General features: G+C 64.9%; 13 protein-coding genes. 9 read left to right on the top strand and 4 right to left on the bottom strand.

Features of this window, described 5'->3' with window-relative positions; translation table 11 throughout:
- Positions 1-79: 79 nt before the first annotated feature.
- Both ACVWY5_RS11550 and ACVWY5_RS11555 read right to left on the bottom strand, forming a co-directional pair.
- Complete coding sequence (locus ACVWY5_RS11550; protein ID WP_028331510.1) at positions 80-682, bottom strand: thiamine pyrophosphate-dependent enzyme; 603 nt, start codon at positions 680-682, stop codon at positions 80-82.
- A gap of 8 nt (positions 683-690) precedes the next feature.
- Positions 691-1,251: a thiamine pyrophosphate-binding protein gene (locus ACVWY5_RS11555; RefSeq protein ID WP_028331509.1), complete on the bottom strand. Its 561-nt coding sequence runs from the start codon at positions 1,249-1,251 to the stop codon at positions 691-693.
- 187 nt (positions 1,252-1,438) lie between these two features.
- On the opposite strand from ACVWY5_RS11555, the gene ACVWY5_RS11560 reads away from it, so the two are divergent.
- The 4 genes from ACVWY5_RS11560 (at position 1,439) to ACVWY5_RS11575 (ending at position 5,238) form a co-directional block, all read left to right on the top strand.
- On the top strand, positions 1,439-2,404 hold the full coding sequence (locus tag ACVWY5_RS11560) for a tripartite tricarboxylate transporter substrate binding protein (protein WP_028331508.1): 966 nt from the start codon (positions 1,439-1,441) through the stop codon (positions 2,402-2,404).
- Positions 2,405-2,407: 3 nt separating this feature from the next.
- Positions 2,408-3,304, top strand: coding sequence for an amidohydrolase family protein (locus ACVWY5_RS11565; RefSeq protein WP_051375971.1), 897 nt, complete (start codon positions 2,408-2,410; stop codon positions 3,302-3,304).
- A 15-nt stretch (positions 3,305-3,319) separates the two neighbouring features.
- Positions 3,320-4,369, top strand: a complete 1,050-nt coding sequence (locus ACVWY5_RS11570) for a hydroxyacid dehydrogenase (protein ID WP_028331506.1) — start codon at positions 3,320-3,322, stop codon at positions 4,367-4,369.
- 653 nt (positions 4,370-5,022) lie between these two features.
- Positions 5,023-5,238 carry a hypothetical protein gene (locus ACVWY5_RS11575; RefSeq protein ID WP_028331505.1) on the top strand — a complete coding sequence of 72 codons (216 nt, stop codon included), beginning with the start codon at positions 5,023-5,025 and terminating at the stop codon, positions 5,236-5,238.
- Positions 5,239-5,342: 104 nt separating this feature from the next.
- Here the strand turns inward: ACVWY5_RS11575 and ilvD are convergent, their stop codons facing one another.
- The gene (gene ilvD, locus ACVWY5_RS11580; RefSeq protein ID WP_028331504.1) at positions 5,343-7,187 is read right to left on the bottom strand and encodes a dihydroxy-acid dehydratase; all 1,845 of its coding nucleotides are present in this window, start codon (positions 7,185-7,187) and stop codon (positions 5,343-5,345) included.
- Between the two features lie 217 nt (positions 7,188-7,404).
- Here ilvD and ACVWY5_RS11585 point away from each other — a divergent pair, with 217 nt between their 5' ends.
- Genes ACVWY5_RS11585 through ACVWY5_RS11595 form a run of 3 tightly spaced genes read left to right on the top strand, consistent with a single transcriptional unit; the run spans position 7,405 to position 9,374 of the window.
- A complete protein-coding gene (locus ACVWY5_RS11585; RefSeq protein ID WP_028331503.1) occupies positions 7,405-7,962 on the top strand; it encodes a carboxymuconolactone decarboxylase family protein in 558 nt (185 codons plus the stop codon).
- Between the two features lie 4 nt (positions 7,963-7,966).
- A complete protein-coding gene (locus tag ACVWY5_RS11590; protein WP_038377081.1) occupies positions 7,967-8,830 on the top strand; it encodes an SDR family oxidoreductase in 864 nt (287 codons plus the stop codon).
- A 16-nt stretch (positions 8,831-8,846) separates the two neighbouring features.
- Complete coding sequence (locus tag ACVWY5_RS11595; RefSeq protein ID WP_028331501.1) at positions 8,847-9,374, top strand: VOC family protein; 528 nt, start codon at positions 8,847-8,849, stop codon at positions 9,372-9,374.
- Positions 9,375-9,379: 5 nt separating this feature from the next.
- Here the strand turns inward: ACVWY5_RS11595 and ACVWY5_RS11600 are convergent, their stop codons facing one another.
- Positions 9,380-10,372 (bottom strand): LysR family transcriptional regulator, encoded by a 993-nt coding sequence (locus ACVWY5_RS11600; protein ID WP_038377122.1) that lies wholly within the window; start codon positions 10,370-10,372, stop codon positions 9,380-9,382.
- 184 nt (positions 10,373-10,556) lie between these two features.
- On the opposite strand from ACVWY5_RS11600, the gene ACVWY5_RS11605 reads away from it, so the two are divergent.
- Both ACVWY5_RS11605 and ACVWY5_RS11610 read left to right on the top strand, forming a co-directional pair.
- Positions 10,557-11,489: an ABC transporter permease gene (locus ACVWY5_RS11605; protein ID WP_229191388.1), complete on the top strand. Its 933-nt coding sequence runs from the start codon at positions 10,557-10,559 to the stop codon at positions 11,487-11,489.
- A gap of 70 nt (positions 11,490-11,559) precedes the next feature.
- Positions 11,560-12,585, top strand: coding sequence for a sugar ABC transporter substrate-binding protein (locus ACVWY5_RS11610; RefSeq protein WP_028331499.1), 1,026 nt, complete (start codon positions 11,560-11,562; stop codon positions 12,583-12,585).
- Positions 12,586-12,815: the final 230 nt, after the last annotated feature.

Here is a 12,815-nt window from a genome sequence, read left to right on the forward strand (position 1 = left end):
CTTCAGCGCAAAATTGCTCTGCAATTTTGTCGCGAGCATCTCGCAGTGACGGATGCGTAGGTTGCAGGCGCCTTCTTATCTAGAGCAGCTGCCGTACCCCCATCCCGTTCATGAACCGCTCGCGGATCTGCACGGGATCGCGCCGCGTCGTCCCGGTGCCGGGCTTGTCGTCGATGCGCACCCCGATCAGGGTCGGGCCGGGGGCCTGTTTCGACTGTTCGATCAGCCGCTCGAAATCGTCCTCGTCGGCGGCCCAGGAGCTGTTCGCGATCCCGCTGGCGAGAGCGATCGCGACGAGGTCGGTATGGCCGGCGGCCGGCGTCGGCTGCGCGCCCGTGATCTGATAGATGCCGTTGTCCATCACTACCATGGTGAGATTCTTCGGCGCCAGCGTTGCGATGGTCGAGAGGCAGCCGAGCTGCATCAGCAGCGAGCCGTCGCCTTCGAGCGCGAACACGCGGCGGTTCGGCTGCGCCAGCGCGACGCCGAGCGCGATCGGGAAGGCGAGGCCCATGCTGCCCAGCATGTAAAAATTCTGCGGGCGATGGCCGGCGGCCCACAGGTCGAAATTGGTGTTGCCGATGCCGCCGATCACGGCTTCGTCCTTCAGGCCGGCGACGAGGCGCTGGGTGAGCTCGAAGCGGTTCATCACCTTGGTGTTGCGCGTGTGGGTGCTGGTCATGGCTGATCTCACTTGTCGAAGGTCTTGCCGCCGGTCAACAGCGGCGAGAGGATCAGCGCCACCGGCGCCTGGGTGGTGACGGCCTGCTTGATCGAGCGGTCGGCGATGAATTCGAGCTCGTCGAGCCGGGTGATGGTGTGATGTTCCATCGCCAGCGAATCCAGCACCGGGCGCATGGTGCGGCAGACCAGCGCCTGGCCGTAATTGAACTCGCCGAGCGTGCCGCGCTCGGAGACGAACATGATCAGCGGGATCTGGTAGGGCACCGCAAGCGAGGCCAGCACATTGGCCAGCGTGGCAAAGCCCGAGGTTTGCATCAGCACCGCGCCGCGCATTCCCGCCATCCAGGCACCGGAGACGATGCCCACCGCTTCTTCCTCGCGCGCGGTCGGAAACGTGTTGAAATAGGGATCGGCGTGCAGATCCTTGATCAGCGTGGTCAGCACCCGATCGGGCACATAGGGCACGAGCTTGATCTCGTTCCGCTTCAGCGTCTGCAGCACGATGCCGTGCCAGCTGGTCGCCGACTGGCCTTTATCTTTGGACGAGGCTTGTTCCGCGGCCGCCATCCTGTTCTCCCTGCTCGCGCGACGCTGATGGCCGCTTGCCGCACGAAACTTGACGCGGTGCCTGCGATTGTCAACATGTCGCGGCCGCAACGCGATCTGCGGAATTCGGCCATCGCCGCGCCGAGCCAACGTGCGATACAGGCGTAACGAAAAAGGGACGGTAGCGATCAAGGGACGGGAGGCGTCGATGGCCGGATGGGTCTGGCGGACCGCCATTGCAGCGGCGGCCATGGTTGTGGCTGGCCTTGCGTCCGCGCAGCCGTTCCCGGCCAAGGCGGTTCACATTCTCGTTCCATATCCGCCCGGCGGCGGCGTCGATGTGCTGACGCGGACGCTCGCCGAAGCGGTGTCGAAGACCTGGACGCAATCGATCGTGGTCGAGAACCGGCCAGGCGCCGGCGGGGTGATCGCCTCGCAGGCGATCGCGACCTCCGCGCCCGACGGTTACAATCTGATCATGGTGGCGAGCGGCCATGCCACCAATCCGTTCCTTTATCCAAAGCCGCCCTACGACACGTTCAGGGATTTCTCGCCGATCTCGCTCTTGGCGTCGTCGCCGAACGTGCTGCTGGTGCGCGCGGATTCGCCGTTCAAATCGGTCGCCGACGTCATCGCCGCGGCGAAGGCAAAGCCCGGCAGCCTGTCCTTCGCCCATGCCGGCAACGGCACCTCGACCCATCTGGCCGGCGAGCTGCTCAAGAGCCTCGCCAGGATTGATCTCGACGCGATTCCCTACAAGGGCGGTGCGCCCGCGATCAACGATCTGCTCGGCGGGCAAATTCCGCTGTCGTTCAACAACGGACCGGAATCGGTCGGGCAGCTGCAGGCCGGCACGGTTCGCGCGCTCGCGGTGACGACGGGCTCGCGTGCGCCGTTCCTGCCTGACGTGCCCAGCATGTCGGAGACCGTGCCGGGCTACGACACCGAGGTGTGGTGGGGGCTGCTCGGACCCGGCAACATGCCGGCCGACCTCGTCGCCAAGATCTCGCATGATTTCGTCGCGGCGGTGAACACCGATGCCGTGAAGGAGCGTCTCGGCAAGCTCGGTGCGATCCCGATCGGCTCCACGCCGGACAAGTTCGCCGCCAAGATCAAGGCCGACTACGACAAATGGGGGCCGATCATCAAGGCCGCCGGCATGAAGGCGGAATAGAACATGGCTGCGTCAGAGATTCCCGCCTGCCTGCCGCCGCGTCCAGTGACGCCGCCCAGAGACAAGCTACCGCCGAAGGCCTGCGATACGCATGCGCATGTATTCGGTCCGGCCGATCGCTTCCCCTATGCCGGCGATCGCAGCTACACGCCGCCGGACGCGCCGCTCGCGACCTATCTCGGCATGCTCGACGCGCTCGGTTTCGCCCGCGGCGTGCTGGTGCAGGGTAGCGCGCACGGCCACGACAATTCGGCGATGCTGGATGCGTTGCAGCGCGAGCCCGCGCGGCTGCGCGGCGTCGCGGTGGCCGATGCCGATGTGGCGGCAGGCACGCTGCGGCAATGGCATGTGCTCGGCGTCCGCGGCCTGCGCTTCAACCATTTCTTCCGCGGCGGACAGCTGCACTATCGCGGCGGCATTCCCTTGAGCGTTGCCGAGACGCACGCGGGCGTGATGACCGAGCTCGGCTGGCATCTGCAACTCTGGATCGACGTGAAGGATTTGCCTGACACTATCCCGACGCTGAAGGCGCTTGGGTTGCCGGTCGTGGTCGATCACATGGGCCGCACCGATGCTGCCGCCGGCATCAACACCGCGGGCTTTCAGAGCCTTTTGCGTGCGGTGGACGAAGGCTGGTGCTGGGCCAAACTGTCGGGCGCGCATCGCCTGAGCCAGCGGGCGCCCGATTATCCGGATGCGCGGCCGTTCCACCAGGCACTGGTCGCAGCCAATCCTGAACGGCTGGTGTGGGGCGGCGACTGGCCGCATCCGCGGGTCGAGGGCGAAATGCCCGACGCCGGCCATCTGCTGACGCTGTTCCAGGAATGGACGCCGGATGCGGCGGCCCGGCACCGCATCCTCGTCGACAATCCCGCACGACTCTATGGCTTCCCAAACTGAAAGCTGTCCGAAGATATGACCGTCAACAACAAGCGCGTATTCTACGTCAAATACCTCGCCCACGAGATCTATGTCGACATCCTGAAGAAGCGGCCGGACGTCCGGCTCGATCGTCTGGAGAACGAGACTCCGGAGGCGACGTTCGCGCCCGTCCTTGCCGACGCGCATGCCTATCAGATCGGCGCGGCCCGCGATGAGCTGGCGCCGCATTTCCATGCCCATGCCGAGTTGTTGAAGCGCGCGCCGAATCTTCTGATCGTGTCGTCGAATGGCGCCGGCTTCGATCCCGTCGATGTCGATGCCTGCACCGCGGCGGGCGTGCTTGTCGTCAACCAGTCCGGCGGCAACGCCAATTCGGTCGCCGAACACGCGCTCGGCATGATGCTGACGCTGTCGAAGCGGATCATCCAGTCCGACCGCAGGCTGCGGCGCGAGGCCAACGTCAACCGCAACGACCTGATCGGCAACGAGCTGAAGGATAAGACCGTCGGCATCGTCGGTCTCGGCAATGTCGGCCGCCGCATCGCCGAGCTGTGCAGGGGCCTCCTGCACATGAAGGTGATCGCCTACGATCCCTATCTCACGGCGGATGAGATGGCGAAGCGGGGCGGAGAGAAGGTCGAACTCGACGATCTCCTGCGTCGCGCGGACTTTGTTTCGATCTCGTGTCCGCTGGACAAGAACAGCCGCGGCATGATCGGCGCGCGCCAGTTCGCGCTGATGCAGCCGCACGCCTATTTCGTCACCACTGCGCGCGGCTTCATCCACGACGAGGAGGCGCTGGAGGAAGCGCTGCGTGACAAACGCATCGCCGGCGCCGGGCTCGACGTCTGGGACAAGGAGCCGCCGCCGCCGGATCATCCATTGCTGCAGTTCGACAATGTGCTGGCGAGCCCGCACACCGCCGGCGTCACCCGCGAGGCGCGCATCAACATGGGCCGGATCGCGGCCGAGCAGATCCTCGACGCCCTCGACGGCAAGCGCCCGCCGCGCATCATCAATCCCGAGGTCTGGCCGGTCTACGCAAGACGGTTCGAGAAGGCGTTCGGGTTCATGCCGGGGTAGGGTCAGGCCTGCCCTTGCGGGGGCCGCGGCTGCGCGCGGCCAAAAATATCGAAAACAACCCCATGCAAAGGAGCTGGCGGCTGCCGGCGTTCGAGCAGGCAACTTGACGCGTCGGGCAACTCAGGGGTACATTTCCAATATCCAGAAATCGTGCAGGCGCCGGCCTTGCGGGAGAGATATACCGCGGGGCTGAGGGAACTATTCCGCGGGTGCGTCCCTCACGCAAGCGGCCAGCCGTGCGAGCGTTGTTGCGCGGGCAAAAACACCGGAGAAAATCTCCTTCGTTGCAGCCTCGATCGAGGCAATAAACCCACTGCCGAACGACCGCCTCGCAACACGTCCGTTGTTATTTTCCCTGAGATATCGACGGCTTAGCCCGAAATCGCCATTTTCCGTCTGTGCCCGACCATTCCGGGCACGGAAGGAAGATTTTCATGCGACAGGTCCAGTCATTGCTCCGCAACGCGCCCGCCAAAATCGGCCGCCGTCTTGCACAGATCGTCGCGATCGCTGCCGCCAGCCTGCCGCAGGCCGGCGCGTAGTCTTCCCCGCTGCGAACAGTCGCACACGTACCAGCCGAATTAACTCACCACCCTTTCGTGTTAGTGCTAGCGTGGTACCCCGGGCTCTGCCGGTGCAGCAGGGAGGGTTCCATGTCACGCTTCGTCGTTCATTTCATGAAAGACGTGCTCGGCGGCAATGGCCGCGAGCGCGAGGTTTGCCAGGGTGCGCTTGAGATCGACGCCTCGAGCGAGGGCCAGGCCACCGAGATGGCCAAGGTCAAGTTTTGCCAGGAACAATCGCTGTGCGACTGGTCACTGCATGCCGACCGCATCCGGATCGAGGCGGCCGACTTGCACGTGAGCTGACGTCGGCGCCTCGTCACCACCGCGGGTAAGCCGAGCCGAATCGGCATCGGAAGTTCACCTCTCCCGTGGGAGAGGTGAAGCGGCCGTGGCCGAACGGTTGCCGATCACTCCGGCAGGATGCGAACCGCACCCTTGGCCGCGCTGCTGGCGAACGCCGCATAGGCCTTCAGCGCGGTCGAGACGGCGCGCTTGCGCGGCGCCGCCGGCTTCCAGGCCGCATTGCCCTTGGCTTCCATCGCTGCGCGCCGGCGCTTCAACTCGGCATCGTCGACCGCGAGGTTGACCTTGCGGTTCGGGATATCGAACTCGATGATATCGCCTTCCTCGACGAGGCCGATCAGGCCGCCTTCGGCGGCTTCCGGCGAGACGTGGCCGATCGACAGGCCAGACGATCCACCGGAGAAGCGGCCGTCGGTGATCAGCGCGCAGGCCTTTCCGAGGCCTTTCGACTTCAGATAGCTGGTCGGGTACAGCATCTCCTGCATGCCCGGGCCGCCGCGCGGACCCTCATAGCGGATCAGCACCACATCGCCGGCCTTCACTTTGTTGCCAAGGATGGCTTCGACCGATGCGTCCTGGCTCTCGAAGATGCGGGCCGGGCCCGAGAACTTCAGAATGCTCTCGTCGACGCCGGCGGTCTTCACGATGCAGCCGTCCTCGGCAAGGTTGCCGAACAGCACGGCGAGGCCGCCGTCCCTGGAATAGGCGTGCGCGGCGTCGCGGATGCAGCCCTTGGCGCGGTCGAGATCGACCTCGTCGAAGCGGCGGTCCTGGCTGAAGGCTTCCTGGGTCGGCACGCCCCCCGGCGCGGCGCAATAGAAGTTGCGTACCTTGTCGCTTGTGGTCCGCACCACGTCCCAGCGGTTCAGCGCATCGTCCAGCGTTGCGGCATGCACGGTCGGCCCGTCGGTCGTGAGCAGCTTGGCGCGGTCGAGCTCCCCGAGGATCGCCATGATGCCGCCGGCGTGATGCACGTCCTCCATGTGGACGTCCTGCACCGAGGGCGCGACCTTGCAGAGCACCGGCACCTTGCGCGACAGGCGGTCGATATCGGTCATCGTGAACGGCACTTCGCCCTCGCGCGCGGCGGCGAGCAGATGCAGCACGGTATTGGTCGAGCCGCCCATCGCGATATCGAGCGTCATCGCGTTCTCGAACGACTTGAAGTTCGCGATGTTGCGCGGCAGCACCTTGGCGTCGTCCTGCTCGTAGTAGCGGCGGGCGAGGTCGACGATCAGGTGGCCGGCTTCGACGAACAGGCTCTTGCGATCGGCGTGGGTCGCCAGCACCGAGCCGTTGCCGGGCAGCGCGAGGCCGAGCGCCTCGGTCAGGCAGTTCATCGAGTTCGCGGTGAACATGCCGGAGCAGGAGCCGCAGGTCGGGCAGGCCGAACGCTCGATCACCTCGACCTCCTCGTCCGACACGTTGGAGTCGGCGGCCGCGACCATCGCGTCGATCAGATCGACCGCGCGCTTCTTGCCCTTGAGCACGATCTTGCCGGACTCCATCGGTCCGCCCGAGACGAACACGGTCGGGATGTTGAGCCGCAGCGTCGCCATCAGCATGCCGGGCGTGATCTTGTCGCAGTTGGAGATGCAGACCATCGCGTCGGCGCAATGCGCGTTGACCATGTATTCGACGCTGTCGGCGATCAGCTCGCGCGAGGGCAGGCTGTACAGCATGCCGTCATGGCCCATCGCGATGCCGTCATCGACCGCAATGGTGTTGAACTCCTTGGCGACGCCGCCGGCCTTCTCGATCTCGCGGGCCACGAGCTGGCCGAGATTCTGCAGATGGACGTGGCCGGGCACGAACTGGGTGAAGGAGTTGACCACCGCGATGATCGGCTTGCCGAAGTCCTCGTTCTTCATGCCGGTGGCGCGCCAGAGGCCGCGTGCACCCGCCATGTTGCGGCCGTGGGTGGTGGTGCGGGAGCGATAGGCGGGCATCGTAAATCCTTCTCAAATCCTTGGGCCAAGGCGATTTTTTAAGGGAGTTGTCGCTCCTTATGCCTGCCCGTGGACGCGGATTCAAGCGCGGAACCGCATGGCTGAACCCCGCAATTCGGGCAATGTCGAGCGGGTCGGCTTGATCTCGGCCGGCCCGGTGCATTAGCTGGTCGAGCGACGGCAAGAACAACGAACAAGCGAAAAATGGGAGAGACGCGTGGCAAGGCTGCCCCTGATTGATCCGGACACGACGGGCGGCGATATCCGCGCCGCGTTCGACCGCATGCCGGTCAAGCTCAACATCTTCCGCATGCTCGCCCATGCCGAGGCCAATGCGATTCCGCTGATGCGGCTCGGCAATTCGATCCTGCACAAACAAAAGCTCTCCGCGGTCAATCGCGAGCTCCTGATCCTGCAGGCCGCGCAGCTCGAGGGCGGCGCCTATGAATGGCGCCAGCACGTGCCGATCGCACTCGGCGTCGGCGTCACCCAGGCGCAGATCGATGCCGTCGAGCGCGGTGGCTACGACGATGCTGCGCTGAGCGCGGCCGAACGTGCGCTGCTCGGCTTCGGCCGCGAGGTGGTCGAGAAGGTGCGCGTCGGCGAGGCCGCCTTCGCCGGCATGCGCGAGCATTTCAGCGATCAGGAGATCGTCGAGGCGATCGTCGCGCTCGGCTTCTACATGATGATGGCGCGGCTGACGGAGGCAACCGAGACCGATCTCGATCCGGCCGCCGGCATGGCGGTCTATGAGGGTGGCAAGAAGCGGGGCTGATGGGATGTCGGAGATTTCGCAAGAGGCCAAGCAAGACACGAAGCCGGAGCGCTATGTCCGTCCGCCGAGCGCGGAATCCTCGGGTACCGCGCCGGGCAGGGGACGTCTCAACGGCCGCCGCATCCTCGCGGTCGGCGGCGGCCAGCGCGTGTTCGATGCCGCGACCGATCCAATCGGCAACGGCCGCGCCATGAGCCTGCTGTTCGCACGCGAGGGCGCGCATGTCGCGGTCGCCGACCTCAACCGCGCCTCGGCCGAGGACACGGTTGCGCGCATCGCTGCTGATGGCGGCCGCGCCTTCGCGATCGCCGCAGATGTCACCAAGGAGGCCGACGTCATCAGGATGATTGATGAAGCTCATCGCACGATGGGCGGACTCGACGGCATGGTGCTGAACATCGGCACCTTCGGCAAGACCGGGCTCGACAATGTCAGCGCGGAGGAATGGAACAAAATCTACGACGTCAATGTGCGTGGCCCGATGCTGTGCTGCCGCGCGGCCTTGCCGAAATTCGAAGACGGCGGCTCGATCGTGTTCATCTCCTCGATCGCGGCGCTGAAGGCGGGATCGCAGATGGCGGTCTATGATTCCTCCAAGGCCGCGCTCGGCGGCCTGATGCGGAACATCGCACATGCGGGCGCGCGGCGCGGCATCCGCGCCAATCTGGTCTATCCCGGGCTGGTCGACACTCCGAACGGCCGCGAGGCCGGCGCGGGCCGTCCGTCACGCGGCAAGGGGCATATCCCGTTCGGCCGTCAGGCCACGGCCTGGGAGATCGCCTATGCCGTGCTGTTCTTCATGTCGGATGAAAGCGTCTATGTCACCGCGCAGACGCTCGCGGTCGACAGCGGGCTCAGCGGTTTGTGAGCGGCGGGGAGGGCGCATGAGTGCATTGTTCGGCAAGGTCTGTCAGAACGGCTACGTCGTTCGCGACATCGATGCGGCGCTGAAGTTCTGGACCGAGACACTGCGGGTCGGGCCATTCTTCCTGATCCCCTCGGTCAAGGTCGATTGGTTCCGCTATCGCGGCGTGGACTCCGCCGTCGAGATGTCGATCGCGCTGGCCAATTCCGGCGATCTGCAGATCGAACTGATCCAACAGCGCAACGACGCGCCGTCGATGTATCTGGATTTTCTGGCGCGCCACGGCGAGGGCCTGCAGCACATGTCGTACTGGAGCGCGGACTACCAGTCGCTCTACGACCGCGCCGTCGCGGCAGGCTTCACGGTCGGTCATGAAGGCCAGATCGGCGGCCCCAAGGGACGCTTCGCCTATTTCGACACCGCCGGCCATGCCGGCACCGTGATCGAGATCTCAGACATCTCGGGATCGAAGGGGCGGTTCTTCGAGAAGATCAGGACCGTGGCCGCGACTTGGGACGGCTCGGACCCGATCCGCGTGGTGGGCTGACGCGGCTATTCGGCGGCGATGCTGGCCGGCGCCGGATATCCCACGCGGGGTCGCATCTTCGCGCGCCCGTTCCTGCGGCCGAACTGGCTGCCGGCCAGCAGAGCCGCCGCGGCGCGCAACTGCTCGCGCAGCCATTGATTGGTGGTGTCGTCCTCGGCGGTGGCGTGCCAGTAGAGATAATTGACGTGCGGACTGATCGGGAACGGGCAGGGGAAGCACTGCAGCAGCCCGGGATCTTCCAGCACGGAGGCGGCGCTCTCCGAGGCGGTCAGCAGCATGTTGCTGCGGCTCACGACGTGGCAGGCGGTTGCGAAATTCTGACAGGTCAGGCGAACAGTGCGGGTCAGGCCGAGGCGCTGAAGCTGAAAATCCTCGAACGACAGACCGCTGCGCCGCGACGTCACGCAGACATGCTCCATGCGCAAATAAGCCTTCTTGTCGAGCCGGGTGCCGAGCTCGGGGTGGCCGCGCCGCGCGAACACCGCGATATGCTCGGTCAGGATCTGCTCGCGCCGCACCTCCGCCGACAGCGGCAACAGCGTATCGATCGCGACGTCGAGGGTGCCGGCGGCAAGCTCGCGCTCGAGATTGTTGCGCTCGCTGCGCACGGTGGCGATCTCGACCAGCGGCGCCACCGTACTGATCCGGTTGACCAGCGCGCTCAGCATCGGCGCCTCCAGATTGTTGCGCAGCCCGATCACGAACCGCTTCGGCGTCTGCGCCGGATCGAACCGGTGGGTGTGGGTCAGCGTCGTCTCGAGGCCGTTGAGCGCCTGGCGCACCGTAGTGATGATCTGCCGCGCCAGCGGGGTCGGCGTCATCACGTGGTTGCGGCGCACGAACAGCGGATCGTTGAACATCGCGCGCAGCCGGCTCAGCGCATGGCTTACCGCGGGTTGCGACAGGTTGAGGCGGAAGCAGGCGCGGCTGACGCCGCCCTCGGAATAGATCGCGTCGAACACGACGAACAGGTTCAGATCGACGTCGCGTACATGCATGGAAATGATCAATCCGTATCCGTCGAATGCATTTGACGAATACTAATCGGCACTCTTAAAGTCTCAAGCAAAATAATACCTGGAGGAAACGATGAGCGTGCAATCGCCATCGCGCGGCGTTGCTGTCCCTGCGGCATCATCTCGCCTGGGCGCAATGTTTGCAAAGCCGAGCCAGGAGCAGATCGTGCTCCTGATCACCATCGCGCTCCTGATCGTGTTCGGCCTGACGCTGAACGGCTTCGCCACCGTCTCCAATCTCCTGAATCTGTTGCGGAGTATTTCCATCCTCGGCGTGCTCGGCCTCGGCATGGGATTGATCGTGATCAGCCGCGGCATCGACCTCTCCGAGGTCGCGATCATGGCGGGTTCCTGGGCGATCGCGCTGATCTACATGCAGAACGGCATGCCTGTTTTCACGGCAGTGCTGCTGGCGCTGGCGGTCGCGGTGCTGATCGGCGTCGTCAACGGCGTGATGGTCGCCTTCGTCGAGGCGCCGGCGCTGTTCGTGACGCTGGCTGCCGGCTTCGTGATCTATGGCCTCGCCTTCTGGATCGCGCCGGCCTGGGTGGTCTATGCGCCGAAGGATGCGCCGGGCCTGATGTATCTCGGCGCCGGGCGGCTGTTTGGCATCCCGGTTCCGATCCTGGTGTTCGCGGCCTGTGCAATCGCGATGCATTTGTTCCTGTCGCGCACCTCGATCGGCCGCTTCATCTATTCGCAGGGCGACAATCCGGAGGCCGCGCGGCTGACCGGCGTCGCGCTGCGGCCGCTGATCGTGCTCGAGCACGTGCTGGTTGCACTGCTCGCCTGGATTGCGGGCCTGGTCTGGGTCGGCACCACGGGCAGCATGCAGATGGCGATCACCCAGGGCACCATGATCTTCGATGTCGTGCTCGTCGTCGTGATCGGCGGCATCAGCCTGATCGGCGGCCGCGGCAGCGTGTTCAGCGTCGTGGTCGGCTGCATCCTGATCGGCACGCTGCTCAACGCCTTCACCATCATGGACGTCAACAGCGAGGTGCAGAACATCATCAAGGGCGTGGTGCTGCTGGCCGCCATCGTGCTCGACAACTGGCTGCATCCCCGCGACGAGGAGACCGCGCGGCAAGGCGACTGAAACAGGGCGACTGAGCCGGCCGCCGCGCCAAATGAATCAATCAAAAGAAATTGCTTTGTGGAGGGAGACGATGAAGACGACGACAAAATTCTGGACGATCCTGCTGGCTGGCGTGACGCTGGCCGCGATGCCGTTTGCGGCATCGGCGCAGGAGGAAGGCACCAAGACCGCCCGCGAGCTGCGTGCCGTCTACGACAAGGCGCTGCAGGGCAAGACGATCGCCTATCTGCCGATCGCGCTCGGCGTGCCGCTGTCCGACGAATGGGGCCGGGTGGTGCAGGAAGAGGCCGAGTGGCGCGGCATGAAATATGTCGTGCGCGATCCCAACAACAATCCGTCGGCGATGCAGCAGGCCTTGACCGCGCTGGTCGATCAGAAGCCCGACGTGCTGATCGTGCAGAATCCGAGCGTCACGCTGTTGATGAAGGATCTGAAGCGCGCCGAAAGCCAGGGCACGCATGTGATCCAGATCAACATGTCCTCGAACTACAAGTCCGGCGCCTTTGTCGGCGCCGACTGGCGCGAGATCGGCAGGATGCTGGCGAACGAAGCCGTCAAGGCTTGCGGCACCGGCTCCGGCAAGTCGGGCAAGGTCCAGATCGTGCAGGGCGAACTGACCGCGGCCGCCAGTGTCGATCAGGTCGGCGGCATCATGGAGGTCTTGAACAAGGATCCGAACATCAAGGTGGTCTCGAACCAGGCCGCGAACTGGGACGCCAACACCGCGCTCAACGTCACCGCGACGGTGATCCAGCAGCATCCCGACCTCTGCGCCTCGATCGGGTTCTGGGGCATCATGGAATCGGGCGCCGCGCAGGCGATCCGCAATGCCGGCAAGATCGACGATGTGAAGGTGTTCGCCTCGGGTGAAGGCTCGCAGCTGGATTGCGATCAGGTCAATTCGGGCAATTTCTACAAGTTCCTGAGCTACAAGGCGACCGAGCAGGGCCACGACCTGATGTTCGCCGCCGAAACCCTGCTGGTATCAGGCGAGAAGCCGGGCAGCCGCAATCTCGTCTATTACACGCGTCCGATCTGGCTCGATAAGTCGAACGCCTCGGGCGCCAACTGCTTCGCGCTACCCAAGAAAAATTAACAAGGCGCGGACAGCCGGCGCGGGGGGCATTCCCGCGCCGGCTGTATCAAAGAGCACGCTCCGGCATGGTGGAGCCGGTTTTTCTCCGACCGACGCGCAGCGTTCAAGGAGAGCGTGTTCATGAAGGGACGAGGTCGCGATGCGATGGCCGATCGCGTCATGACCATGAGCATGATCCGGGACGTGCAGGCCGGCTCTTCGCAAGATCACGCTCGATCACGAGCATGATC

The organism is Bradyrhizobium sp. USDA 3256 (assembly GCF_054058275.1).

What these genes read in the sequence shown, in the direction of transcription:
- ACVWY5_RS11560 (WP_028331508.1), top strand. Translation starts at nt 1,439, where the DNA reads ATGGCCGGATGGGTCTGGCGGACCGCCATTGCAGCGGCGGCCATGGTT.
- ACVWY5_RS11600 (WP_038377122.1), bottom strand. Translation starts at nt 10,372, where the DNA reads ATGCATGTACGCGACGTCGATCTGAACCTGTTCGTCGTGTTCGACGCG.
- ilvD (WP_028331504.1), bottom strand. Translation starts at nt 7,187, where the DNA reads ATGCCCGCCTATCGCTCCCGCACCACCACCCACGGCCGCAACATGGCG.
- ACVWY5_RS11610 (WP_028331499.1), top strand. Translation starts at nt 11,560, where the DNA reads ATGAAGACGACGACAAAATTCTGGACGATCCTGCTGGCTGGCGTGACG.
- ACVWY5_RS11550 (WP_028331510.1), bottom strand. Translation starts at nt 682, where the DNA reads ATGACCAGCACCCACACGCGCAACACCAAGGTGATGAACCGCTTCGAG.
- ACVWY5_RS11565 (WP_051375971.1), top strand. Translation starts at nt 2,408, where the DNA reads ATGGCTGCGTCAGAGATTCCCGCCTGCCTGCCGCCGCGTCCAGTGACG.
- ACVWY5_RS11555 (WP_028331509.1), bottom strand. Translation starts at nt 1,251, where the DNA reads ATGGCGGCCGCGGAACAAGCCTCGTCCAAAGATAAAGGCCAGTCGGCG.
- ACVWY5_RS11590 (WP_038377081.1), top strand. Translation starts at nt 7,967, where the DNA reads ATGTCGGAGATTTCGCAAGAGGCCAAGCAAGACACGAAGCCGGAGCGC.
- ACVWY5_RS11595 (WP_028331501.1), top strand. Translation starts at nt 8,847, where the DNA reads ATGAGTGCATTGTTCGGCAAGGTCTGTCAGAACGGCTACGTCGTTCGC.
- ACVWY5_RS11575 (WP_028331505.1), top strand. Translation starts at nt 5,023, where the DNA reads ATGTCACGCTTCGTCGTTCATTTCATGAAAGACGTGCTCGGCGGCAAT.
- ACVWY5_RS11570 (WP_028331506.1), top strand. Translation starts at nt 3,320, where the DNA reads ATGACCGTCAACAACAAGCGCGTATTCTACGTCAAATACCTCGCCCAC.